The sequence below is a fragment of the Frankiales bacterium genome (genome assembly GCA_016125335.1).
Taxonomy (GTDB): Bacteria; Actinomycetota; Actinomycetes; order S36-B12; family CAIYMF01; genus Longivirga.
Genome location: WGLY01000017.1, coordinates 287531 through 312192 on the forward strand (window position 1 = coordinate 287531; position 24662 = coordinate 312192).

Sequence of the window (24662 nt, forward strand, 5' to 3'; positions counted from 1 at the left end):
GCCGCCCCGGGCGTAGCGTCGGCGACGGACGCACGGTGCGACGCCGTGCCACGGATCCCCGGGAGGCTGCGATGACCGTCCTCGAGCCTGCCGGCGTCCCCGCCCAGTACGGCGCCTGACCCTCCGCGGTCCGCGCCCGGGCGCCCGACTCCGGCCCGTCCCCCTCCCTCGGCGTCCCCGGACGCCCTGCCGTGCTGGAGTCATGGTGTCCCTCGCTCTGCCCGCCCTCGGGTGGGACCTCTCCTGGGACGACGTCCGCGCCGTCCCCGACCCCGACCTGCACCTGCGCCCCGCGCGCGTCACCCTCCAGGGCCGCGACGCGTGGCGCGTCCACGACGGCGACCACGAGTGGGTCGTCGGCGTGCGCGGCCGCCTCCGCGCCGCCTCGACCCTGCCCGTCGCCGGCGACTGGGTGCTGCTCTCCGGGCGCGACGGCGACGACTCCGTCGTCGAGCACGTGCTGCCCCGGCGCACGTCGCTGGTGCGCAAGGTCGCCGGCGAGCGCACCGAGGAGCAGGTGGTCGCGGCCAACGTCGACGTCGTGCTCGTGTGCGCGCCCGTCCCTTCGGTGAACCCGCGCCGGCTCGAGCGCGAGCTCACCGCCGTCTGGGAGTCCGGCGCCACGCCCGTCGTGGCGGTGACCAAGTCCGACCTCGCCGACGACGTGCACGAGGTGCTCGCCACGGTGCACGGCGTGGCCGTGGGCGCCGAGGTGCTCGCTGTGTCGTCGTACGACGGCGACGGCCTCGACGCGGTACGCGCCCTCGTGCCGGAGGGCGTCACCCTGGCCGTGATCGGCCCCTCCGGCGCCGGCAAGTCCACCCTCGTCAACGCGCTCGTGGGCTACGAGCTGCTTGCGACCACGGCCGTGCGCGACGACAACCGCGGCGTGCACACCACGACCGCCCGCCACCTCGTGCGGGTGCCCGACGCCGGGCTCGTGCTCGACACCCCCGGCATGCGCGAGCTGGCGCTGTGGGCCGACGAGGACGCCCTCGACGCCGCCTTCGCCGACCTCGAGGAGCTGGCCCGCGACTGCCGCTTCGGCGACTGCCGCCACGACACCGAGCCCGGCTGCGCCGTGCTCGCCGCCATCGACGCCGGCCTCGTGGAGGAGTCGCGGCTGGCCGGGTGGCGCAAGCTCCAGCGCGAGCTGGCGTTCCTGGCCCGCAAGCAGGACGTGCGGCTCGCGCAGGAGGAGCGCCGCCGCTGGGCCCGGCTGGCCCGGGAGGCGCGACCGCGCATCCGGCCCTGAACCGAACCGGCGGCCGCCCGCCGGGCGATCCGTCCGGTTCCTCCGGTTTCGTCGTCCTCGCGCCGGGTAGGCGCGCGCCCATGGCGGACCAGTGGCACGGGACGGACGGGCACGGGGCGGACGGGCACGGGGCGGACGGACCCCGGGCCGACCACGGAGCCGACGGCCCCGGACCGCAGGTCCAGCAGGAGCCGCCCAAGCACGACTCGGTCGGCATCCCCGCGATCGCCCTCCTCACCCGGCGCGCGGTCGGGTCCATGGGCGTCACGCGCACCGCCCGGACGCTGCGCCGGCTCAACCAGGCGGACGGCTTCGACTGCCCGAGCTGCGCGTGGGCCGATCCCCGGCCGGGGGACCGCAGCGTCGTCGAGTTCTGCGAGAACGGCGCGAAGGCGGTCGCCGAGGAGGCCACCCGCGCGCGGGTCACGCGCGAGTTCTTCGCCGAGCACCCCCTCGAGGACCTCGAGGGCCGCGACGAGTTCTGGCTGGGCCAGCAGGGCCGGCTCACCGAGCCGATGGTGCGCCGGGAGGGCGACACCCACTACCGGCCGATCTCGTGGGACGACGCCTTCGCGCTGATCGCGAAGCACCTGCACGCGCTCGCCTCGCCGGACGAGGCGGTCTTCTACACCAGCGGCCGCACGTCGAACGAGGCCGCGTTCGCCTACCAGCTCTTCGCCCGCGCCTTCGGCACCAACAACCTGCCGGACTGCTCGAACATGTGCCACGAGTCCACCTCGGTCGCCCTGGCCGAGGTGATCGGGATCGGCAAGGGCAGCGTGTCGCTCGAGGACATCCACGAGGCCGAGCTCATCGTCATCTGCGGTCAGAACCCCGGCACGAACCACCCGCGGATGCTCCTCGCGCTCGAGGAGGCCAAGAAGCGCGGCGCGCGCATCGTGGGGGTCAACCCGCTCCCCGAGGCGGGACTGTTCCGGTTCCGCAACCCCAAGACCCCCCGGGGCCTGTCGGGCATCGGCACGGAGCTCGCCGACCTCCACCTCCCGATCCGGGTCAACGGGGACCTGGCCCTGTTCCAGGCCCTCGGCGCCCTGCTTCTCGAGGCCGACGCCGAGGCCCTCGCGGCCGGCCGCGACCCGGTGCTCGACCACGACTTCATCGAGAGGTACACGCACGGGTTCGAGGACTACGCCGCCCACGTGCGCTCGCTCGACTGGGCCGAGGTGCGCCGCGCGACCGGTCTCGAGCGCGCCGGGATCGAGGAGCTGGCGCGGATGCTCGCCGAGTCGCACCGCACCGTCGTGTGCTGGGCGATGGGCATCACGCAGCACCGCAACGCCGTGGCCACGATCAAGGAGATCGTCAACGTCGCCCTGCTCCAGGGCAACATCGGCAAGCCCGGTGCCGGCCTGTGCCCCGTGCGCGGTCACTCCAACGTGCAGGGCGACCGCACGATGGGCATCTGGGAGAAGCTGCCGAAGCACTTCGGCGACGCCCTGCGCGACGAGTTCGGGTTCGAGCCGTCGCGCGAGCGCGGGCTCGACGTCGTCGACTCGATCCGGGCGCTGCGCGACGGCCGGGCCCGCGTCTTCATGGGCCTCGGCGGCAACTTCGCCTCCGCGACGCCGGACACCGAGGTCACCCACGCCGCCCTGCGCAGCGCCGAGCTCACCGTGCAGGTGTCCACCAAGCTGAACCGCTCGCACGTCGTGTGCGGGCGCACCGCGCTCATCCTGCCGACGCTCGGCCGGACCGAGCGCGACGTGCAGGCCACCGGCGAGCAGGCCGTGTCCGTCGAGGACTCGATGTCCTCGGTGCACCTCTCGCGCGGCCGGCTGGCCCCGGCCTCCCCGCACCTGCGCTCGGAGGTCGCGATCGTCTGCGGCCTCGCCGAGGCCGTGCTCGGCGCCCGGCCCGACGGGACGCGCATCGACTGGCCGGCGATGCGCTCGGACTACGGGCGCATCCGCGAGCACATCGAGCACGTCGTCCCGGGTTGCGCCGCCTACGGGGAGAAGGTGGCCCGCCCCGGCGGCTTCGTCCTGCCCCACCCGCCGCGCGACTCCCGGACCTTCGACACGGAGTCGTCCCGGGCGGAGTTCTCGGTGAGTCCCATCGACGTGCTCGAGGTGCCCGAGGGCCATCTGCTGCTGCAGTCCGTGCGCAGCCACGACCAGTTCAACACCACGATCTACGGGCACGACGACCGCTACCGGGGCCTGCGCGGCAGCCGCGAGGTCGTGATGGTGCATGCCGACGACATCCGCGCGCTCGGCCTCGAGGCGGGTGCGCTGGTCGACGTCGTCCATGTCGACGAGCACAGGTCCGAGCGGATCGTCGCCGGCTTCCGCCTCGTGGAGTACCCGACCCCCCGCGGGTGCGCCGCGGCGTACTTCCCGGAGATGAACGCCCTCGTGCCGCTGGACTCGACGGCGCGGGGGAGCAACTGCCCCACCTCGAAGTCCACCGTGGTGCGCGTGCTGCCGCACGACCCCGCGCGGCGCACGTCCGTGCGCAGCGCCGCCGGCGTCGGGGCCGACGACGGCCACAAGAGCGGCGTCGAGCCGGTGCACCTGAGCTGAGGCCGGGCCGCCGGGCGGTCAGTCCCCCGGCCGGGTGCCCCCGGCCGGCAGCCGGCGGAACTCCGCCACCGCCGCGGGGTCGAAGTGGCTGCCGGTGCCCTCGTCGATGATGCGCATCGCGGCCTCGTGCGTCATCGCCTCGCGGTAGGGGCGGTCCGAGGTGAGGGCGTCGTACACGTCCACCACCGCGAACAGCCGCGCCTCCAGCGGGATCTGCTCCCCGGCCAGGCCGCGGGGGTAGCCCGAGCCGTCCCACTTCTCGTGGTGGCACCACGGGATGGTGAGCGCCGGGGTCAGGTAGTCGATGCTGCGCAGCATCTCCACCGCGAGCTCCGGGTGGCGGCGCATCAGCGCCCACTCGTCGTCGTCGAGCGGGCCCGGCTTGGTCAGCACGCTGTCCGGCACGGCCATCTTGCCGATGTCGTGCAGCGTCGCGCCGCGGCGCACGTTCTCGAGGTCGTCGCCGTCGAAGCCGAAGCGCTCGGCCAGGGCCACCGTGAGCTCGGTGACCCGCGTGGTGTGCTCCGCGGTGGAGTGGTCGCGGATGTCGAGAGCGGTGGCCCACCCGGCGAGGGTCTCGTCGTACGCCGCCCGCAGGTGGTCGGTGGCCGACTCGACGTCGCGGACGTAGCGGCGGACGACGACGTAGAGCCCCCCGCCGGTGACGCACACGAACCCCAGGCCCTTGACCGACCCGATGGTGCTGAGCGTGCCGGCGTCGCGCACCGCCCACTCGAGCACGCGGTCCGAGAGCAGGATCCACACGGCGGCGAACGCCACGTAGTACAGCGCCACCCGCGCGGCGGGCGACGGCGCCCAGCGACCGTCCACGTCGAACCGCCCCCTGTCGGCGGCGTCCCCGAGCGAGCACCGCCAGGGCTCGACGCTAGCCCTCAGCGGGACGCATGCAAGGGAATTCCGGTGTCGACCCGCCAGTTTGGGGGTCCCACGCCCGGAGAGCGGTCGCAGGGTCAGGAGGGTCCCCCGGCAGCGGACGGAGCGCGTCCTCGCGTCCCTGCGTCATGGCGTGCTCGCCCCGTGCCCGAGGGCCGCGCCGGCCGGCTCCGTAGGATCGCGCGGTGACCGGGGCTGCGCGCGCGCTCGTCGTCGGCGCCGGCCTCGGCGGCCTGCGCGCCGCGGAGGCGCTGCGCGGAGCCGGGTTCGACGGCGAGCTCGTCGTGCTCGGCGAGGAGGACTGGGCGCCCTACAACCGGCCGCCGCTGTCGAAGGAGGCGCTGGCCGGCGAGCTCGACCACGAGCGCCTAGCCTTCCGGGTGCGCCGCGAGGCCGCCGACATCACCTGGCGCCACGGCGTGCGCGCGGTGGCGGCCGACCTCGACGGCCGCACGGTGGTCCTCGCCGACGGGGAGCGACTCGGCTGGGACGTCCTCGTCGCCGCCACCGGTATGCGGGCGCGGCGGCTCGAGGTGCCGGGCCCGCCGCCCAGCGCGGCCGCGGGCCGGCACGTGGTGCGCACCCTCGACGACGCGATCGCGCTGCGCGTCGCCCTCGCCCCCGGCGCGCGCGTGGTGGTGCTCGGCGCCGGGTTCATCGGCTGCGAGGTCGCCGCGTCGGCGCGCGGCCTCGGCTGCGAGGTCACGTGCGTGGCGCTCGACGAGGTCCCCATGCAGCGGCCCCTCGGCCGTGTGCTGGGCGCCGAGCTGCGCCGCCGGCACGAGATGCGGGGCGTCGCCTTCCGCCTCGGCGTCACCGTGGCCGCGTTCCTCGGCGACGACGTGGTCGAGGGGGTGGAGCTCGGCGACGGCACCCAGGTGCCCGCCGACGTCGTGGTGGAGGCGGTCGGCACGAGCGCCAACGTGGAGTGGCTCGCGGGCAACGGCCTCGACCTCGCCGACGGCGTGCGCACCGACGCCGCGCTGCGGCCCCTGCGCGACGGCGCACCGCTCGACGGCGTGGCCGTCGTCGGCGACATCGCGCGCTTCCCGAACACTCGGTTCGACGACGACGCCCACCGCGTCGAGCACTGGAGCTTGCCCACGGACAGCGGCCGCCGCGCGGGCGAGGTGCTCGCGGCCTACCTGGCCGGGCGGTCCTACGACGAGGTGGTGGCGCGGGAGTGGGCACCGCTGCCGTCGTTCTGGTCCGACCAGTACGACGTGCACCTGCAGTCCTTCGGCTACCCGGGGCTGGCCGACCCGGACGGCGCGGTGCTGCTCGAGGGCGACCTCGGCGCGGAGTGCGTCGTGGGCTACCGCCGCGGCGACGACCTCGTCGGCGTCGTCGGGCTCGGCATGATGCGCGTGCTCCTCGGCTATCGCGAGCGGCTCGGTCGCGGCCGGGCCGGCGTCTCGGCGTAGCGCCCGCCGGCCCGGGTGTCGCCGGGGTCCCGGTGCGCGGGACGGCGGCGTCCGCACGTGTCGACCCTTCGTCGTTTGCCGCGCGGCGTGCGCGACCGGGGGGTACCGTGCGCCGCACGGCGCGACCGCTCGGGTGGTCGGCCCGTTCCCCATCCGTCCCATCCCGGAGAGTCGACGATGACCCATATCGGAGTGACGGTCGACGGAGTCCTGCGCCACGGAGACGTGGAGCCGCGCCGCCTGCTCGTCCACTGGCTGCGCGAGGACCTCGGCCTGGTCGGTACCCCCATCGGGTGCGACACCTCGAACTGCGGTGCGTGCACCGTGCTCATCGACGGCCGCAGCGCGAAGTCGTGCAGCGTGCTCGCCGTCCAGGTCGACGGGAAGTCGGTCACCACCATCCAGGGCCTGACCTCCGACGGCGAGTGGCACCCGGTGCAGAAGGCGTTCAAGGAGTGCCACGGCCTCCAGTGCGGCTACTGCACCCCGGGCATGGTCATGGCGTCGGTCGACCTGCTCAGCGAGAACCCCGATCCCTCCGAGGAGGAGATCCGGCACGGCCTCGAGGGCAACCTCTGCCGGTGCACCGGCTACCACAACATCGTCAAGGCGGTCGCCACCGCCGCCGCCGAGATGCGGGGGGAGTGAGGACATGACCGAGACGACGATGCGCACGGACGGCCCCGCGATCGGGCGGGCCGACCGCCGCAAGGAGGACACCCGGCTGCTCACCGGCCGGACGAACTGGACCGACAACATCCAGCTGCCCGGCACGCTGCACATGGCGACGCTGCGGGCTCCCATGGCGCACGCGAAGATCCTCGGCATCGACACCACCGCGGCCCGCGCCGCGGAGGGCGTCGTGGCCGTCTTCACCGGGCAGGACTTCCCCGAGCTGGCCGGCTCCACCTGCGTGTGGCCGGTCACCGACGACATCAAGATGAGCCACTACCCGGCCATCTGCGTCGACGAGGTCAAGTACGGCGGCGACGTCGTCGCGGTCGTGCTGGCCACCGAGCAGTACCTCGCCACCGACGCCCTCGACCTCATCGACGTCGACTACGAGCCGCTGCCCGCCGTCGTCGACATGGAGGAGGCGCTCAAGCCGGGCGCGCCGCTCGTGCACGCCGACATGGGCACCAACGAGTGCTACGTCGCGAAGATGCCGTGCGGCGACTACGAGGCCGTGCGCGCCAAAGCCGACCGCGTGGTGAAGCGCCGCTTCATCAACCAGCGGCTGATCCCCAACCCGATGGAGCCCCGCTCCGTGGTGGCGGCCCCGATGGGCATGAGCGACGAGATCACCCTGTGGTCGGCCACCCAGATCCCGCACGTGCTGCGCGTGCTGCTCGCGCTGCTCACCGGCATCCCCGAGAACAACCTGCGCGTGGTGGCGCCCGACGTCGGCGGCGGCTTCGGGGCGAAGCTGCAGATCTACCGCGAGGATGTCCTCGCGGTGGTGCTGGCCAAGAAGCTCCAGCGGCCGGTGAAGTGGACCGAGACGCGCACCGAGCACATGCTCGCCACGCACCACGGGCGCGACCAGATCCAGGACATCGAGCTCGCCGTCACCAACGACGGCCGCATCCTCGGCATGAAGGTCGACCTGCTCGCCGACATGGGCGCGTACCTGCAGATCATCACGCCGGGCACGCCGCTGCTCGGGATGTTCATGTACTCGGGCATCTACAAGATGGAGGCGCTCGACTTCACCTGCACGGGCGTCTACACCACCAAGACGCCCACCGACGCCTACCGCGGCGCCGGCCGCCCGGAGGCCACCTACGCGATCGAGCGGATCGTGGAGGAGGCCGCGGCCGAGCTCGGCATGGAGGCGATGGAGTTCCGCAAGAAGAACTGGATCACCCACGAGGAATTCCCCTATACGCAGATCGCGGGGCTCACGTACGACACCGGCAACTACGAGGCGGCCACCGCCCGGGCCATGGAGCTCTTCGGCTACGACGAGCTGCGCGCCGAGCAGGCCCGCCGCCGTGAGGCGGGCGACCCGGTGCAGCTCGGCATCGGCATCTCGACGTTCACCGAGATGTGCGGGCTCGCGCCGTCGCGCACGCTGGGCGCGCTCAAGTACGTCGCCGGCGGCTGGGAGCACTGCACGATCCGCGCGCTGCCCACCGGCAAGATCGAGCTCATCACGGGCACGTCGCCGCACGGCCAGGGCCACGAGACCGCGTGGAGCCAGATCGCCAGCGACATCATCGGCGTCCCGGTCGAGGACATCGAGGTCGTGCACGGCGACACCGGGCGTGCCCCCTACGGCATGGACACCTACGGCTCCCGCTCGCTCGCGGTCGGCGGCCAGGCGATCAAGGCCGCGGGCGAGCGGCTCGTCGAGAAGGCGAAGCTCATCGCGGCCCACCAGCTCGAGGTCAGCCCGGACGACATCGAGTTCGACAAGGGCACCTACGCGGTGAAGGGCGACCCGGAGAAGTCCACGACCATCCAGGCGATCGCCTTCGAGGCGTTCACCGCGCACAACCTGCCCGACGGCATGGAGCCCACGCTGTCCGGCGAGTCCACCGTCGACCCGATGGACTTCTCCTACCCGCACGGCACGCACCTCGCGGCGATGGAGGTCGACACCGAGACCGGTCAGGTCACGCTGCGCAAGTACGTCGCCGTCGACGACTGCGGGGTGCAGATCAACCCGATGATCGTCGAGGGCCAGGTGCACGGTGGCCTCGCGCAGGGCATCGCGCAGGCCCTCTACGAGGGGGCGCTCTACGACGCCGAGGGCAACCTGCTCACCGGCAACATGGGCGACTACCTGCTCCCGAGCGCGGCGGACCTGCCGTCGTTCGACACCGACCGCACGGTCACGCCGTCGACGACGCACCCGCTGGGCACCAAGGGGATCGGCGAGGCCGGCGCCATCGCCTCGACTCCCGCCATCATCAACGGCATCGTCGACGCGGTGCGCCACCTCGGCGTCAACGACGTCTTCATGCCGGCGAGTCCGCAGAACGTATGGCGTGCGCTGCAGGCCGCCAAGAACGGAGGCGCGGCATGATCCCCGCAGCGTTCGACTACGTCCGGGCCGGCTCGGTCGAGGAGGCGGTCGCCGCGCTCGCGGCGGCCGGCGAGGACGGGAAGGTGCTCGGCGGCGGCCAGTCGCTGCTGCCGGTGCTGCGCCTGCGCCTCAACCAGCCGTCCGTCCTCGTCGACGTGAGCTCGGTCGACGAGATGCGCCAGGTGAGCGACGAGGGCGACGCCCTCGTCATCGGCGCGGCGGTGACCACCTACGAGGTCATGCACCACGACCTCGTGCGCTCGGGCGCGCCCCTGCTGTCGCAGGCCGCGGCCGAGGTGGCCGACCCCGCGATCCGGCACCGCGGCACGTTCGGCGGCTCCTGCGCCCACGCCGACCCGGCGGGCGACCTGCCCACGGTGGCGCGGGTGCTCGACGCCGAGTTCGTCGTCGCCGGTGCCGGCGGCCGGCGCACCGTCGCGGCGGCGGACTTCTTCGTCGACTTCTTCACCACCGCGGTCGGCCCGGACGAGGTGCTCGTCGCGGTCCGCGTGCCCAAGCTGGGCGCGGGCTGGGGCTTCGACTACCAGAAGTTCCACCGCACCGCCCAGGCCTGGGCGATCGTCGGCGCCGCGGCCGCGGTGAAGGTCGAGGGCGGCACCATCACCGAGGCGCGCGTGGGCCTGACCAACATGGGCCCGAGCCCGGTGCGCGCCTCGTCGGTCGAGGCCGCCCTCACCGGCGGGCCCGCCACGGCCGAGGCCATCGCGGCGGCGTCCGCGTCGGCCGCCGAGGGCACCGCGCCCACCAGCGACACCCACGCCGACGCCGACTTCCGGCGTCACCTCGCGGCAGTGCTCACCAAGCGCGCGGTCAGCAAGGCGGCGGGGCTGTAGCCACCGGACAGGGGACGGCACGACGCCGCGACGGCTCTCGGGCTGTCGCGGCGTCGTGCTGCCGGGGCCCGAAGGGGGATCAGCCCGGGTAGACCTCGAGCTCGGTCGCCTTGGCCGAGAGCCACACCCGCTCGCCGCGTCGCACGTGCAGCTCCGCGACCGAGGCGGACGTGACGTCGACGACCACGGTGGGCGGCCCGGCCACCGTCACGCGTACCCGGTCGCCGATCGACTCGATCCCCTCGACCGTGCCCTCCCAGACGTTGCGCGCGCTGCCCTCGGGCTGGCGCAGGTGCAGCGCGACCGCCGAGGGCCGCACGGCCACGAGCACCGGCCCGCGCACGGCGCGGTCGGCGACGTGCAGCGTGCCGCCGCCCTCCACCGTCACGTCGCCGTCGTGCGCCGTGCCGCGCAGCAGGTTGAGCCCGAGGAGCCGTGCGACGTAGTCGCTGGCCGGGCGTCGCGCGACGTCGAGCGCGCTGCCCTGCTGCGTCACCGCGCCGTGCTCGAGAACCACGAGCCGGTCGGCGAGCACGAGGGCGTCGAGGGCGTCGTGGGTGACCAGCAGCGTGGGTCCGTCGAAGGCGTGCAGGTGGTCGCGCAGCTCGGACCGCACGTCCAGCCGGGTGCCGGCGTCGAGCGCGGCCAGGGGCTCGTCGAGCAGCAGGGCGGCGGGGTCGCCGGCCAGCGCGCGGGCGAGGGCGACCCGCTGCGCCTGCCCGCCGGAGAGCTGGCCCGGCCGCCGGTCGCGCAGCTCGCCCAGGCCGAGCCGCTCCACCCACGCCAGCGCGGTCGCGCGCGACTGCGCCCGCCCGCGCCCCGCGCAGCGCGGCCCGAACGCGACGTTGTCCAGCACGGACAGGTGCGGGAAGAGGCGGTAGTCCTGGAACACGATGCCGACCCGGCGGCGGCCGGGCGGCACGAGCACGCCGCGCGCGGGGTCGTCGACGACGTCCTCCCCGAGCCGCACGGACCCCTCGTCGAGCGGCACCAGGCCGCACACCGTGCGCAGCAGCGTGGACTTGCCCGCGCCGTTCGGCCCGAGCACCGCGACGACCTCGCCGGGCGCCACGCGCACGTCGACGTCGAGGGTGAACGCGGGACGCCGCACGACGGCGCGCGCCTCCAGGCCGCCGGTGCGTGCGGACCCGGCCGGGCGGGCGCTCACGACGCCACCCCCGTGCGCAGCCAGCGGTCGCGCAGCGCGACGAGCACGGCCACCGACACCGCGAGCAGCACCAGGCTCAGCGCCACGGCCTCGCTGGGGTCGGTCTCGAGGCCGAGGTAGGCGGCCAGCGGCAGCGTGCGCGTGACGCCCTGGAGGTTGCCGGCGAAGGTGATGGTCGCGCCGAACTCGCCGAGGGCGCGGGCGAAGGTGAGGACGACGCCGGCCGCGATGGAGGGCAGCACGAGGGGCACGGTCACCCGCCGGAACACGGTGAGCCGGCCCGCGCCCAGCGTGGCCGCGGCGTCCTCGAGGCCGGTGTCCAGCGAGCGCAGGGCGCCCTCCAGCGTGATCACGAGGAACGGCAGCGCCACGAACGTCTGGGCCACCACGACGCCCGGCGTGGTGAACGGCAGCGACACCCCGCAGCACGAGTAGAGGTACTGCCCCACGATGCCGGCGCGCCCGAAAGCCAGCAGCAGGGCGATGCCGCCCACCACCGGCGGCAGCACCAGGGGCACCGTCACCAGTGCGCGCAGGAGGCGGCGTCCGGCGAACGTGCCGCGCGCGAGCACCCAGGCCAGGGGGACGCCGACGACCACCGCCAGCACCGTGGCCGACGTCGAGGTCACGAGCGAGAGGCGCAGCGCGTCGAGGCTGGCCGGCGAGGTGAGGATCTGCGCCATCCGGCCCCACGGGGCGCGGACCAGCAGGCCGAGGATCGGGAGCGCGAGGAACGCGAGCGCGATCGCCGCCGGGACCGCGACCGGCCACGGCGGCGCGGTCACCGGGCGCCCGCGTCGGCTCACGGCGAGCCGAACCCCGCCGCGTTCAGGACGGACTGGCCGTCGGGCGAGAGCACGTAGTCGACGAACGCCCGGGCCAGGGCGGGGTTCTGGCTCGAGCCGATGGTGGCGATCGGGTACGAGGTGGTCACGTTCGACGCCGCCGGGATGCTCACGCCGACCACGCTGCCGCCGGCCGCCTTCACGTCGGTGACGTAGACGATCCCGGCGTCCGCCTCGCCGAGCGCCACCTTGGACAGCACCGCCTTGACGTCGGCCTCCTCGCTCACCGGGGTCACGGTGAGCTTGTTGGCCGCGAACAGCTTCAGGGCGGCCGCGCCGCAGGGCACCGCGGGCTGGCACACCACGACCTTGAGACCGGGCTTGGCCAGGTCGGCGAGCGAGGTGACCGGCACGTGCGGGGAGGTCGGGGTGGCCACCTCGAGGGAGTTCGTCGCGAACGTCGTCGGGCTGCTCGCCAGGCCGGCGCCCGTGACGGTGTCCATCGTCGTCTGGCTCGCGGCGGCGAACACGTCGGCCGGGGCCGCCTGGGTGATCTGCTCGGCCAGCGTGCTGCTGCCGCCGAAGTTGAACCGCACGGTGGTGCCCGGGTGGGCCGCCTCGAACTGGCGGCCGAGGGTGGTGAAGGAGCCGGTCAGCGAGGCGGCGGCGAACACCGTGATCGTGCCGGTCGGCGCCCCGGACGGGGCCGCTCCCGCCGAGGAGCCGCCGGCCCCCGGCGAGGCCGACGTCGAGGAACCCGTCGAGCAGGCGGCGAGGGTGAGGGCGGCCAGGCCCAGGGCGAGGGGGCGGCGGACGTCCACGGGTCCTCCCGGGTCGCGGACCGGGCCGCAGCGCGGGGGGTGGAGCTCGCGGCGGGCGGGGCGCAGTCGAGTGTGGTTCCCGAGAGTACGTCCTGATCTGCGGTTCGACAACGTACGAGAGGACGCACCTGCGCTCTCCGGAGAGCATCGGTGGTCGGCGGGTCGGCGGTGGTGGACGGCCGTCGAGCGCCGGGCGACCGGCGGTGAGAGGCTCGGACCGACTGCGGAGGTGGTCGCTGTGTCGTCCCTCTACGACCTCGCCGGGCCCGCCGACGCCGGCGCGCCGGGCCCGTCCGACCCGTCCGACCCGTCCGACCCGTCGGGCGCGCGGGACGTCGTCGCCTTCGCCCGGGTGGCCGCGGCCGCCGGGCTCGGGGCGCGCTGGCCCGGCCAGGTCGCCCTGCTGGGGCCCGGCGCTGCGGGCGCGGCGGCCGGGTCGCTGCTCGGCGGGGCGGTGGAACCCGCGTCGCTGGACCTGTCCGCGGTGCTCGACCGCAGCGCGGCGGGCGGCCTCGTCGACGTCGAGTTCGACGACGCCGCCGCGGTGCGCGCGGGGCTCGCGTGCGGCGGCCGCGCGAGCATCCTGGTGCAGCCGATCGGGGCGCTGCCGCCCGAGGTGCTCTCCGCGCTCGCCCATCGGCGGCCCACCGCGGTGCTCACCCGGCTCGACGACCCAGCCCTCCCCACACGGGCCCCGGCGCCGCCGGGCGACCCCGCCTACGGCGACCCGGACTCGCCGGACTCGCTCGCCCGCTCGCTGCTCGAGCGCGGCGAGCCCGCCGACGCGGTGGCCGAGACGGCGTCGGGCCGGATGCTCGTGAGCGTCTACGTGCCGGCACCGCACCTCGTGGTGGTGGGCAGCGGCGCGCTCGCCACCGCGCTCGGCGCCCAGCTCGCGCTGCTGGGGTGGAGCTCGGCCGAGGTGACCGGCCTCGACGACGCCCTCGCCGCCGTCGACGCCCTCGGCCCCGGCGACGGCGTGCTCATGGTCGACCACAGCGCCGACGTCGACGGCCCGGTGCTCGCCCGCGCGCTGCGTGGCGGCGTCGGCTACGTCGCGGCCCTCGGCTCGCGCCGCACCCAGGCGGCGCGGCGCGAGCGGCTGCGCGCGATCGGTGTGGACGAGGCGTCGATCGAGCGGCTGCGCGGCCCCGCGGGCCTCGACATCGGGTCGCGCACGCCGGCGGAGATCGCGGTGGCGATCGTGGCCGAGATGCTCAGCGTGCGCGCCTCCACCAGCGGTGCCGCCCTGCGCGACACCACCGGCCACCTCAACGCCGGCCGCCCCTGACCACCCGCCAGACCCCGTCGTTACTGCCCGAACGACCGGAAACCGGCGCGGAATCCGGTCGTTCCGGCAGTAACGACGAGGGGGTCGGGTGCTCAGCGGTGGGCGGGGATCTCGATGCCGACGTTGGTCGACTTCACCGTGGCGACGGCGAGCACGCCCGGCTCGAGCCCGAGCTCGTCGGCGGCCTCGCGGCTCATGAGCGACACCATCCGGTGCGGGCCCACCTGGAGCTCCACCTGCGCCATCACGGTGTCGCGCACCACGCGCGTGACGATCCCCACCAGGCGGTTGCGCGCCGACGCGCTCACCACGGGCGACTCCAGCGCGGGCTCCTCCGCGGCCCGGGCGGCCATGAACCGCGCGAGCTCCGCGCCCTCGACCACCGCGCGGCCGGCGTCGTCCGTCGTGGTCGCGAACCGGCCGGCGTCGGCCCAGCGGCGCACGGTGTCGTCGCTCACCTGGAGGAGCGCGGCGACCTCGCTGATCCGCAGCTGCGTCATGCCGGGAGCGTAGGCCGCGCCGGGGCCGCGGCGCCCGGCGAGGACGACGTCCGCGGCGGACCGCGCTGGGTCGTGCGCCGGGAGTGCGGACGCCGCCCCGCGACGGCGAGGCGCGCTCCGCCCACGACGACCGGCCCGGCCCCGAGGTGGTCGCCTTGCGACGGCGAGGCGCGCTCCGCCCACGACGACCGGCCCGGCCCCGAGCAGCCGGCGGCGGCACGGTCAGGGGCGCTCGTCGAGGTCGTCGTCCGAGGCGACGTCGCCCACCTCCACGAGCACCGGGGCGTGCGTGGCGAGGTAGTCGCGCGCCCCGCGGTCGCCCGCGGCGCTCGCGGCCGCGCCCGCCCAGTGCGCGCGACCGAGCACCACCGGGTGGCCGCGCCGCCCGTCGTAGGTCGCGACCGCCAGCGCACGTGCGGGCGCGCCGTCGGCGGTGCCGGCCGCTCCCGCGAGCGCCCGCCGCACCGCCTCGGCCGTGAGGCCCGGGAGGTCCACGAGGGTGACGGCCACGCGCTCGACCCCGTCGTGGCGAGCCACCGCGTCCAGCCCCACCCGCAGCGACGACCCCATGCCGGTGGCCCAGTCGTCGTTGCGCACAACCTGCGCGCCCGGCACCTCGCCGAGCCACGCGCCGAGCACCACCACCACCGGGTCGCAGCCGGCCTCGCGCAGCACCGCCACGGCACGGTCGACGAGCCGGACGCCGTCGAGCTCGTAGGGCGCCTTGGGTCCGCCGAAGCGCCGGCCCTCGCCGGCGGCGAGCACCAGACCCGCGGTCGCACCCATGACGGCGTCCCGGCGACCCGGCTGTCCCGTGCTCAGCGCGGGGCGCCCGCGTGGATGGGGCCGTCGGAGTGCGTGAGCCGCCCTCCGGTGCCGCCCCACCGCTCCTGCACGATCTCGGCGGCGATCGACACCGCGGTCTCCTCGGGCGTGCGGGCACCGAGGTCGAGGCCGATGGGCGAGTGGATGCGGGCCACCTCGGCGTCGGTCAGCCCGGCCTCCTTGAGCCGCACGAGCCGGTCCTCGTGCGTGCGCCGCGAGCCCATGGCCCCGATGTAGGCCGCCGGCGTGCCCACCGCCACCTTGAGCGCGGGGACGTCGAACTTCGGGTCGTGGGTGAGCACGCAGATGACGGTGCGCGAGTCGACCGGGGCCGAGGACAGCCAGCGGTGCGGCCAGTCGACGACGACCTCGTCGGCCTCCGGGAACCGCTTGCGCGTGGCGAAGACCTCGCGGGCGTCCACCACGGTGACGTGGAAGCCGAGCAGCTTGCCGGCCCGCGCGAGGGCGGCGGAGAAGTCGATCGCGCCGAAGACGTACATGCGCGGCGCCGGCGCGAACGAGGCCACGAACACCTCGAGCTCGTCACCGAGCCGCTCGCCGTCCGGCCCGTAGTGCAGGAACCCCGTGCGGCCGGACTCCAGCAGCCCGAGCACGTCCGCCCCCACGGTGTCGTCCAGCCGGGGGGTGCCGAGGCTCCCCTCCGTGCCCGAGGCGCGCACCACGAGGTGGCGGCCCACGTGCGCCGGCCCGCGGACGACGACGGCCACGGCCACCGGCTCCTCGGCCGCGATGCTGCGGGAGATGCCGGGCAGCTCGGGCCAGCTCTGCGGCGTCACCTTCTCGACGAACACCTCGAGGATCCCGCCGCAGGTCAGGCCGACGGCGAAGGCGTCGTCGTCGCTGACGCCGTAGGTCTCGAACCGGCACTCCCCGGTCTCGAGGACCTCCTCGCCGAGGGTGAACAGGGCCCCCTCGACGCAGCCGCCGCTCACCGACCCGACCGCCTCGCCCCCCTCGGTGACCAGCATGGACGCGCCCGCGGGACGCGGGGCCGAGCGCCAGGTGCGCACCACGGTGGCGAGCGCGACGGCCTCGCCGCGCTCGTAGGCGGCCATCAGTGCCGGAAGGACCTCGCGCACGGCTGCTCCTGCTCACGAGTCGCGTCCGCCGTTCGGCAACCGCAGGCGCGGCGGCACGGCATCGGTCACATAATGCCTCCATGACCGCTGTGCGTCGTGCCGACGTCGTGGACGCCCCCGTGAGCGTCCGCGACGTCGAGGAGCTCGTCGCCGGCCGCACGGCGGGCGCGGTGGTCACCTTCTCCGGCGACGTGCGCGACCACGACGACGGCCGGCACGTGCGGCACCTCGAGTACGAGGGCCACCCCACGGCCGCGGCGGTCATCGCCGAGGTCGCGCGCGAGGTGGCCGAGCGCCACGACGTGCTCGCGATCGCGGTGCTGCACCGGGTGGGGCTGCTCCAGGTGGGCGACGCCGCCCTGGTCGCGGCGGTCGCCGGCGTGCACCGCAAGGAGGCGTTCGCCGCGTGCGCCGACCTCGTCGACGAGGTCAAGCACCGGCTCCCGGTGTGGAAGCACCAGGTCTTCACCGACGGCAGCGACGAGTGGGTGAACTGCGCATGAGCCCCGAGCCGCTGCTCGACACCTACGGCCGCGTGCACCGCGACATGCGCGTCTCCCTCACCGACCGGTGCAACCTGCGCTGCACCTACTGCATGCCGAACGACTTCGCCGACTTCCTGCCCGGGCCGTCGCTCCTGTCCACCGACGAGCTGATCGCCGTCCTCGACGTCGCCACCTCGCTCGGCATCACCGGCATCCGGCTCACCGGGGGCGAGCCGCTCCTGCGCGCCGACGTCGTGGACGTCGTGCGCCGCATCAACGGGCTCGAGCACCGGCCGGAGATCAGCGTCACCACCAACGGCCTCAAGCTCACGACCCTCGCGCGGCCGCTCGCCGACGCCGGTCTCCGCCGCGTCAACATCAGCCTCGACACGCTCGACCGCGAGCGCTTCCGTGCGATGACCTTCCGCGACCGGTTCGACGACGTCATCGCCGGCATCAAGGCGGCGCAGGACGCCGGCCTCGCGCCGGTCAAGGTCAACAGCGTGCTCATGCGCGACGTCAACGACGACGAGGCCCCCGCGCTGCTGCGGCGCGCGCTCGACGAGGGCTGGCGGCTGCGCTTCATCGAGCAGATGCCCCTCGACCCGAGCGGCGTGTGGCTGCGCTCCACCATGGTGACCGCCGACGAGATCTTCGAGCGGCTCTCCGAGCACCACACCCTCACCCCGGTGCCGTCCCGTGGCTCCGCGCCGGCCGAGGAGTTCTACGTCGACGGCGGCCCCGCCACGGTCGGCATCATCGCGAGCGTCACGCGGCCGTTCTGCGCCGCGTGCGACCGCGTGCGGCTCACCGCCGACGGCCAGCTGCGCAACTGCCTGTTCGCCCGCGACGAGCTCGACCTGCGCACCGCGCTGCGCGACGAGACGCTCGCGGCCGACCCCGACGCGCTGCGCGCCGAGATCGAGCGCCGGCTGCGGCGCGTGATCGCCGACAAGCTGCCCGGCCACGGCATCAACGACATCGGGTTCATCCAGCCCAGCCGGCCGATGTCGGCCATCGGCGGCTGAGCCCGCCCGCGGTTCTGCTCTGCGGGACGCCGCGGCTGCGCCGGTGCCGACGCCCGGCGCGCGACCAGCCGGGCGCTCCCGGTCCGGTGGCGGCCCGTGCCGCCGCGGTCTAGCGTCGCCCCCATCCCGACGACCGGTGCGCCGACCCCGGTCCGGCCCGACGACCCCTGCCTCGGAGCGCACCCATGGAGTTGCAGAACTCGTTCGTCGTCCCGTCCGACATCGACACCGCCTGGACCACGCTCCAGGACGTCGAGGGCCTCGCCCCGTGCATGCCCGGCGCGACGCTCACCTCGCACGAGGGCGACGACATGACCGGCAACGTCAAGGTGCGCCTCGGACCGGTGGCCATGACCTTCGCCGGCCAGGCGCACTTCGTCAGCCGCGACGAGGCCAGCCACACGCTGGTGATCGAGGGGTCGGGCAAGGAGACCAAGGGCACCGGCACGGCCAAGGGCACCGTCACGGCGGTGCTGGTGGCCGAGGCCCCGGACCGCACCCGGGTCGACATCACCACGGAGTTCTCCATCACCGGCAAGGCGGCGCAGTTCGGCCGAGGCGTGATGCAGGACGTCGCGGGCCGCATCGTCGACCAGTTCGCCGACAACCTGGCCGCCACGATGGGCGGCGGGGCCGGCGAGCCCGAGGCCGCGGCCCCGGCCGCCGAGGGGGCCGAGGGCGGCCAACCGGCCGCGCCCGCGCCCGTCGCCGCGCCGCCGCGCCCCCATGCCGACGAGGCGATCGACCTGCTCGGCACCGCCGGCGCCCCGGTCCTCAAGCGCGCGATCCCGGTCGTGATCGGCGTGGCCGTCGTGGTGGGCGTGATCATCTGGATCGTCCGACGTCGCTGATTCCCCCAATTCGCCCCGCGACGGTCGTGGCCTGACGGACACTGGCGCGGCGGGCACCCGGGGGCGGTCGTGTTCGTCGAACACGTCACGGAGCTCCGCAGGCACGGAGCACACGCACTGAGCACACGCACCGAGCACACGCACCGAGCACATGCACCGAGACCGACGTCGTTCTCGAGAGGTGATGGCATGCAGACCCCCGCCCCCGTCGACTACGCGAAGGCGACCTCGGTCGCCGACGCCCTGGCCAAGCTCGCCGCGCTGGGGGAGGAGGCACGTGCTCTCGCCGGCGGCCACAGCCTGCTGCCGATGATGAAGCTGCGCCTGGCCCGGCCGGACGCGCTGGTCGACATCAACGACATCCCGGAGCTGGCCGGGGTCCGCGTGGAGGGCAGCGAGATCGTCGTCGGCGCCATGACGCGCCACCGCGACGTGCTCGACTCCGACATCCTCTCGGAGCACTACCCGGTCTTCCGCGAGGCGGAGCACCTCATCGCGGACCCCATCGTGCGCAACCGCGGCACGATCGGCGGCTCGCTGTGCCAGGCGGACCCGGCGTCGGACATGTCGGCCGTGGCCAGCGCCCTGCGCGCCACGGCGGTGATCACCGGGCCGGGCGGCACCCGCACCGTGCCGGCGCGCGAGTTCCACCTCGGCCCCTACGAGACCGTGGTGGGCCCCGGCGAGCTGCTCACCGAGCTGCGCTACCCGATCCGGCCGGGCGCGGGCTCCGCGTACGAGAAGGTCGAGCGCCGCGCCGGCGACTGGGGCGTCGCCACGGCCGGGGTGTACGTCGTGGTCGCCGACGGCGTGGTGAGCGACTGCGGCATCGGCCTGGCCGCGGTGGGCGCCACGCACTTCTGCTCGCCCGAGGGCGAGGCGGCGCTCACCGGCCAGGCACCCACCGAGGAGAACCTCGCCGCCGCGGCGCGCGCCACGGCCGACTCGGTCGAGCCCAGCGCCGACCAGCGCGGGCCGGTCGACTACAAGAAGCACCTCGCCTACGAGCTGACCCTCCGCGCGCTGCGGCGCGCCGCCGCCGCGAGCCAGGGAGCCTGACATGCAGGTCACGATCACCGTCAACGGGACCGAGCACTCCCGCGACATCGAGCCGCGCATGCTGCTCGTGCACTTCCTGCGCGACGAGCTCGGGCTGCGCGGCACCCACTGGGGCTGCGACACCAGCAACTGCGGCGCCTGCACGGTCACCGTCGACGGCGACACCGTGAAGAGCTGCACGATGCTCGCCGTGCAGGCCGACGGGAAGTCGGTCGGCACCGTGGAGGGCCTCGCCGCCGGCGGCGAGCTCGACCCCGTGCAGACCGGGTTCATGGAGTGCCACGGCCTCCAGTGCGGCTACTGCACGCCCGGGATGATGATGCAGGCCCGCTGGCTGCTCGACCGCAACCCGCACCCCACCGAGGCGGAGATCCGCGAGGGCATCTCCGGCAACATCTGCCGCTGCACCGGCTACAAGAACATCGTCGCGGCGATCCAGAACGCCGCGGACCACCCGGCCCAGACGTCGAGCGAGGTGACCGCATGACCGCCGTCGAGGACGCCCCCATCAGCGCGGGCGGCAACCCCATCGGCTTCGGCCGCATGCACCGCAAGGAGGACGCGCGGTTCCTGCGCGGCCAGGGCAACTACGTCGACGACCTCAACCTGCCCGGGATGCTGCACGGCGCGGTGCTGCGCAGCCCGTTCGCGCACGCGCGGATCATCTCGGTCGACACCTCGGCGGCCGAGGCGCTGCCCGGCGTCCACGCCGTCATCACCGGCGAGACGCTGGCCGGTCTCGGCCTCGCGTGGATGCCCACGCTGTCCTACGACACCCAGGCCGTGCTCGCCACGGACAAGGTGCGGTTCCAGGGCCAGGAGGTCGCGTTCGTCGTGGCCGACTCGCGCTACATCGCGCGCGACGCGCTCGAGCTCATCGACGTTGAGTACGACCCGCTGCCGGTCGTCGCCGACGCCAAGCGCGCCCTCGACCCGGACGCGCCGGTGATCCGCGACGACAAGGAGGGCAAGACCGACAACCACATCTACGACTGGGAGGCCGGCGACGCCGCGGCCACCGAGGCCGCGTTCGCCTCCGCCGACGTCGTGGTGACGCAGGACATCCTCTACCCGCGCGTGCACCCGGCGCCGATGGAGACCTGCGGCTCGGTCGCCCACATGGACCCGGTCACGGGCAAGCTCAAGCTCTGGACCACCACGCAGGCGCCGCACGCGCACCGCACCGTCTACGCGCTCGTGGCCGGCCTGCCGGAGCAGAACATCCAGATCATCAGCCCGGACATCGGCGGCGGCTTCGGCAACAAGGTGCCGATCTACCCCGGCTACGTCTGCTCGATCGTCGGCTCCATCGTCACCGGCAAGCCGGTGAAGTGGATGGAGGACCGCAGCGAGAACCTCATGTCGACGGGATTCGCCCGCGACTACCACATGAAGACCTCGATCGCGTCGACCAAGGACGGCAAGATCCTCGCGGTGAAGGTGGACGTGCTCGCCGACCACGGCGCGTTCAACGGCACCGCGCAGCCGACGAAGTACCCGGCCGGGTTCTTCCACATCTTCACGGGCTCCTACGACTACCCCGCCGCGCACTGCACGGTGAAGGCGGTCTACACCAACAAGGCGCCGGGCGGCGTGGCCTACGCCTGCTCCTTCCGCATCACCGAGGCGTCCTACTGCATCGAGCGCATCGTGGACTGCCTCGCGCAGGAGCTGAAGATGGACCCGGCCGAGCTGCGGCTGAAGAACCTGCTGCGGCCGGAGCAGTTCCCCTACATGAGCCCCACGGGCTGGGAGTACGACTCGGGCGAGTACGAGAAGACGATGCGCGTCGCGATGGGCATCGCCGGCTACGACGAGCTGCGCAAGGAGCAGGCGGAGAAGCGGGCCCGCGGCGAGTACATGGGCATCGGCATCTCGTTCTTCACCGAGGGCGTGGGCGCCGGCCCCCGCAAGCACATGGACATCCTCGGCCTCGGCATGGCCGACGGCTGCGACCTGCGGGTGCACCCCACCGGCAAGGCGCAGGTGCGGCTGTCCGTGCAGACGCAGGGCCAGGGGCACGAGACGACGTTCGCGCAGATCGTCGCGCACGAGCTGGGCATCCCGCCGGAGGACGTCGACGTCATCCACGGCGACACCGACAACACCCCGTTCGGCCTGGGCACCTACGGCTCGCGCTCGACCCCGGTGTCCGGTGCGGCCGCCGCCCTGGTCGCGCGCAAGGTGCGCGACAAGGCGCGCATCATCGCCGCGGCGGCACTGGAGTGCGCGCCGGACGACCTCGAGTGGGAGCTCGGGCGCTGGTACGTCAAGGGCGACCCCGAGCGCGGCCGCACCATCCAGGAGATCGCGATGGACGCGCACAGCGCCCTCGAGCTCCCGGAGGGCGTCGAGGGCCACCTCGACGCGCAGGTGGTCTACAACCCGCCCAACCTCACCTATCCCTACGGCTGCTACATCTGCGTCGTCGACGTCGACCCGGGCACCGGCCAGGTGAAGGTCCGCAGGTTCATCGCGGTCGACGACTGCGGCACGCGGATCAACCCGATGATCGTCGAGGGCCAGGTGCACGGTGGTCTCGCCGACGGCGTCGGCATGGCGCTCATGGAGGTGATGGCCTTCGACGAGGAGGGCAACCACCTCGGCGGCTCGTTCATGGACTACCTGCTGCCCACGTCGATGGAGTGCCCGGACTGGGAGCTCGGCGAGACCGTGACGCCCTCGCCGCACCACCCCATCGGGGCCAAGGGCGTCGGGGAGTCCGCGACGGTCGGCTCGCCGGCCGCCGTGGTGAACGCCGTCATCGACGCCATCTCGCCCTTCGGGGTCCGCCACGCGGACATGCCGCTCACCCCGGCCAACGTCTGGCGCGCCATCCAGGGCCGCCCGGTGCGCACCGACCTGGCGGTGGAGTAGCCCATGACCGTCCCGGCGCTGCACGAACGGGCCGACTCGCTGCGGGCGAGCCGGGTCCCGTTCGTGCACGCCCGGGTCGTGCTGGCCGAGCGGCCGACCTCGGCCAAGCCCGGCGACGAGGCGCTCGTCACCTCGGACGGCACGATCGACGGGTTCGTCGGCGGCCAGTGCGCCGAGTCCACCGTGCGCACGCAGGCGCTCGCGCTGCTCGCCTCGGGCGACTCCATGCTGCTGCGGATCTCGCCGGACCCGGAGGAGGCGCAGCCGGGCAAGACCGTGGTGGTCAACCCGTGCCTGTCCGGCGGCACGCTGGAGATCTTCCTCGAGCCCGTGCTGCCGCCGCCGCTGGTGGCCGTGCTCGGCGACAGCCCGATCGCCCGCGCGCTCCGCGACGTGGCGGCCGCGCTCGGCTACGAGGTGGCGGCGTACGACGACGCCGACCTCTCGGCCGCGGACGCCCTGCTCGTCGCCACCCACGGCAAGCGCGAGGAGGAGACCCTCGAGGCGGCCGTGCGCGCCGGCGTCCCCTACGTCGGGCTCATCGGCAGCCGCAAGCGCGGCGGCGCCGTGGTCGCCTCGCTCGACCTCGACGCGGAGGAGAAGGCGCGGATCCGCACCCCGGCGGGGCTCGACATCGGGGCGCGCACCCCGGCCGAGATCGCGCTCTCGGTGCTCGCGCAGATGGTGGCGGAGCGGCCACGGGTGCCGCGCGCCCCGGCCGACCCGCACCACGCACCGGGCGAGCCGCCGGTGACCAGCTTCGGCGTGCTCACCCTCGAGGCGCAGACCGCGATCGACCCGGTGTGCGGCATGACGGTGACCATCACCGACGACGCCCTCCACGCCGACGTCGACGGCGAGCGCGTGTGGTTCTGCTGCCCCGGCTGCCGGCGCGCCTTCCTCGCGGATCCCGGGAAGTACCCGCGCTCGTGAGCCTCGCCGAGCTGGTCCCTGACACCGCCACCCTCACGAAGCGACTCGCCGACGTCGGCTACCTCGCCGACCCGGGGCTCGCCACGGCGCTGTTCTGCGCCGTGCGGCTGCCGCAGCCGCTGCTGCTCGAGGGCGAGGCCGGCGTCGGCAAGACCCAGGCGGCCAAGGCGCTCGCCGAGCTGCTCGACACCCCGCTGATCCGGCTCCAGTGCTTCGAGGGGATCGACGCCGCGGAGGCGCTCTACGAGTGGAACTACCCGCGCCAGCTGCTCGGGATCCGGCTGGCCGAGGCGCGCGGCGACGACCTCGCGGAGGAGTCGCTGTTCGGCGAGAGCTACCTGATCCGGCGGCCGCTGCTCGAGGCGCTCGAGCACCCGGGGCCACGGCCGGCGGTGCTGCTCATCGACGAGGTCGACCGCGCCGACGAGGAGTTCGAGGCGTTCCTGTTCGAGCTGCTCGCCGAGTCGACCGTGACCATCCCGGAGATCGGCACGCTCACCGCGACGCACCCGCCGATCGTGATCCTCACCTCCAACCGCACGCGCGACCTGCACGACGCGCTCAAGCGCCGCTGCCTCTACCACTGGATCGACTACCCGCCGCTCGCGCAGGCCGTCGCCATCGTGCGCGCGCGGGTGCCCGAGGCGAGCGAGGCCCTCGCGACCCAGGTGGCCGGCGCGGTGGCCCGCCTGCGCACCCTCGACATCCAGAAGCCGCCCGGCGTCGCCGAGGCGATCGACTGGGTGCACGCCGCCACGCTCATGGGACTCGACCACCTCGACGAGGACGGCGTCGGCGCCACGCTCGGCTCGGTGCTCAAGTACCGCGAGGACCACGACGTCGCGCGGGCCGCCGGGCTGCGCTGGATCGCCGACCCGGCGCGCTCGGCCCAGGAGGCCGCCGAGGCGGTGCGCGACGCGCCGGCCCGGCACGGCTGA

At 74.4% G+C, this 24662-nt stretch carries 22 protein-coding genes; 15 read left to right on the plus strand and 7 right to left on the minus strand.

The window, feature by feature from the left end; genetic code table 11:
• Positions 1-202 precede the first annotated feature (202 nt).
• Both rsgA and GC157_11165 read left to right on the plus strand, forming a co-directional pair.
• Positions 203-1255: a ribosome small subunit-dependent GTPase A gene (gene rsgA, locus GC157_11160; protein MBI1378021.1), complete on the plus strand. Its 1053-nt coding sequence runs from the start codon at positions 203-205 to the stop codon at positions 1253-1255.
• An 80-nt stretch (positions 1256-1335) separates the two neighbouring features.
• A complete protein-coding gene (locus GC157_11165) occupies positions 1336-3798 on the plus strand; it encodes an FdhF/YdeP family oxidoreductase (GenBank protein ID MBI1378022.1) in 2463 nt (820 codons plus the stop codon).
• An 18-nt stretch (positions 3799-3816) separates the two neighbouring features.
• Here GC157_11165 and GC157_11170 read toward each other — a convergent pair whose 3' ends face one another.
• Positions 3817-4773 (minus strand): HD domain-containing protein, encoded by a 957-nt coding sequence (locus GC157_11170; protein ID MBI1378023.1) that lies wholly within the window; start codon positions 4771-4773, stop codon positions 3817-3819.
• A gap of 104 nt (positions 4774-4877) precedes the next feature.
• Between GC157_11170 and GC157_11175 the strand changes: the two genes are divergently transcribed.
• The 4 genes from GC157_11175 (at position 4878) to GC157_11190 (ending at position 10001) form a co-directional block, all read left to right on the plus strand.
• A complete protein-coding gene (locus GC157_11175) occupies positions 4878-6116 on the plus strand; it encodes an NAD(P)/FAD-dependent oxidoreductase (GenBank protein MBI1378024.1) in 1239 nt (412 codons plus the stop codon).
• Between the two features lie 177 nt (positions 6117-6293).
• On the plus strand, positions 6294-6764 hold the full coding sequence (locus GC157_11180) for a 2Fe-2S iron-sulfur cluster binding domain-containing protein (GenBank protein MBI1378025.1): 471 nt from the start codon (positions 6294-6296) through the stop codon (positions 6762-6764).
• A 4-nt stretch (positions 6765-6768) separates the two neighbouring features.
• Positions 6769-9147, plus strand: a complete 2379-nt coding sequence (locus tag GC157_11185; GenBank protein MBI1378026.1) for a molybdopterin-dependent oxidoreductase — start codon at positions 6769-6771, stop codon at positions 9145-9147.
• Positions 9144-10001, plus strand: a complete 858-nt coding sequence (locus GC157_11190; GenBank protein MBI1378027.1) for a xanthine dehydrogenase family protein subunit M — start codon at positions 9144-9146, stop codon at positions 9999-10001. Before GC157_11185 ends, GC157_11190 begins: the two co-directional genes overlap by 4 nt.
• 79 nt (positions 10002-10080) lie before the next feature.
• Here the strand turns inward: GC157_11190 and GC157_11195 are convergent, their stop codons facing one another.
• The 3 genes from GC157_11195 to modA are packed head-to-tail and all read right to left on the minus strand — an operon-like array spanning position 10081 to position 12775.
• Positions 10081-11130: an ATP-binding cassette domain-containing protein gene (locus tag GC157_11195; GenBank protein ID MBI1378028.1), complete on the minus strand. Its 1050-nt coding sequence runs from the start codon at positions 11128-11130 to the stop codon at positions 10081-10083.
• Between the two features lie 35 nt (positions 11131-11165).
• Positions 11166-11975 (minus strand): molybdate ABC transporter permease subunit, encoded by an 810-nt coding sequence (gene modB, locus GC157_11200; GenBank protein ID MBI1378029.1) that lies wholly within the window; start codon positions 11973-11975, stop codon positions 11166-11168.
• On the minus strand, positions 11972-12775 hold the full coding sequence (gene modA, locus GC157_11205; GenBank protein MBI1378030.1) for a molybdate ABC transporter substrate-binding protein: 804 nt from the start codon (positions 12773-12775) through the stop codon (positions 11972-11974). The genes modB and modA overlap by 4 nt, the downstream gene beginning before the upstream one ends.
• 238 nt (positions 12776-13013) lie before the next feature.
• Between modA and GC157_11210 the strand changes: the two genes are divergently transcribed.
• Complete coding sequence (locus tag GC157_11210; GenBank protein MBI1378031.1) at positions 13014-14066, plus strand: hypothetical protein; 1053 nt, start codon at positions 13014-13016, stop codon at positions 14064-14066.
• 92 nt (positions 14067-14158) lie between these two features.
• Here GC157_11210 and GC157_11215 read toward each other — a convergent pair whose 3' ends face one another.
• From GC157_11215 to GC157_11225, 3 genes are all read right to left on the minus strand, one after another.
• Positions 14159-14566 carry a helix-turn-helix domain-containing protein gene (locus GC157_11215; protein MBI1378032.1) on the minus strand — a complete coding sequence of 136 codons (408 nt, stop codon included), beginning with the start codon at positions 14564-14566 and terminating at the stop codon, positions 14159-14161.
• A gap of 222 nt (positions 14567-14788) precedes the next feature.
• Positions 14789-15352, minus strand: a complete 564-nt coding sequence (locus GC157_11220) for an NTP transferase domain-containing protein (GenBank protein MBI1378033.1) — start codon at positions 15350-15352, stop codon at positions 14789-14791.
• A gap of 32 nt (positions 15353-15384) precedes the next feature.
• Positions 15385-16491, minus strand: coding sequence for an XshC-Cox1 family protein (locus GC157_11225; protein ID MBI1378034.1), 1107 nt, complete (start codon positions 16489-16491; stop codon positions 15385-15387).
• Between the two features lie 80 nt (positions 16492-16571).
• Between GC157_11225 and GC157_11230 the strand changes: the two genes are divergently transcribed.
• The 8 genes from GC157_11230 (at position 16572) to GC157_11265 (ending at position 24662) form a co-directional block, all read left to right on the plus strand.
• On the plus strand, positions 16572-16994 hold the full coding sequence (locus tag GC157_11230) for a molybdenum cofactor biosynthesis protein MoaE (GenBank protein ID MBI1378035.1): 423 nt from the start codon (positions 16572-16574) through the stop codon (positions 16992-16994).
• Positions 16991-18004, plus strand: a complete 1014-nt coding sequence (moaA, locus tag GC157_11235; GenBank protein MBI1378036.1) for a GTP 3',8-cyclase MoaA — start codon at positions 16991-16993, stop codon at positions 18002-18004. The genes GC157_11230 and moaA overlap by 4 nt, the downstream gene beginning before the upstream one ends.
• 185 nt (positions 18005-18189) lie before the next feature.
• Positions 18190-18855 carry a hypothetical protein gene (locus tag GC157_11240; GenBank protein ID MBI1378037.1) on the plus strand — a complete coding sequence of 222 codons (666 nt, stop codon included), beginning with the start codon at positions 18190-18192 and terminating at the stop codon, positions 18853-18855.
• 189 nt (positions 18856-19044) lie between these two features.
• Positions 19045-19914 carry a xanthine dehydrogenase family protein subunit M gene (locus tag GC157_11245; protein MBI1378038.1) on the plus strand — a complete coding sequence of 290 codons (870 nt, stop codon included), beginning with the start codon at positions 19045-19047 and terminating at the stop codon, positions 19912-19914.
• A 1-nt stretch (position 19915) separates the two neighbouring features.
• On the plus strand, positions 19916-20401 hold the full coding sequence (locus tag GC157_11250) for a 2Fe-2S iron-sulfur cluster binding domain-containing protein (GenBank protein MBI1378039.1): 486 nt from the start codon (positions 19916-19918) through the stop codon (positions 20399-20401).
• The gene (locus GC157_11255) at positions 20398-22791 is read left to right on the plus strand and encodes a carbon-monoxide dehydrogenase large subunit (GenBank protein ID MBI1378040.1); all 2394 of its coding nucleotides are present in this window, start codon (positions 20398-20400) and stop codon (positions 22789-22791) included. The genes GC157_11250 and GC157_11255 overlap by 4 nt, the downstream gene beginning before the upstream one ends.
• A 3-nt stretch (positions 22792-22794) precedes the next feature.
• Positions 22795-23724, plus strand: coding sequence for a YHS domain-containing protein (locus tag GC157_11260; GenBank protein ID MBI1378041.1), 930 nt, complete (start codon positions 22795-22797; stop codon positions 23722-23724).
• Between the two features lie 11 nt (positions 23725-23735).
• Positions 23736-24662, plus strand: a complete 927-nt coding sequence (locus GC157_11265; protein ID MBI1378042.1) for an AAA domain-containing protein — start codon at positions 23736-23738, stop codon at positions 24660-24662.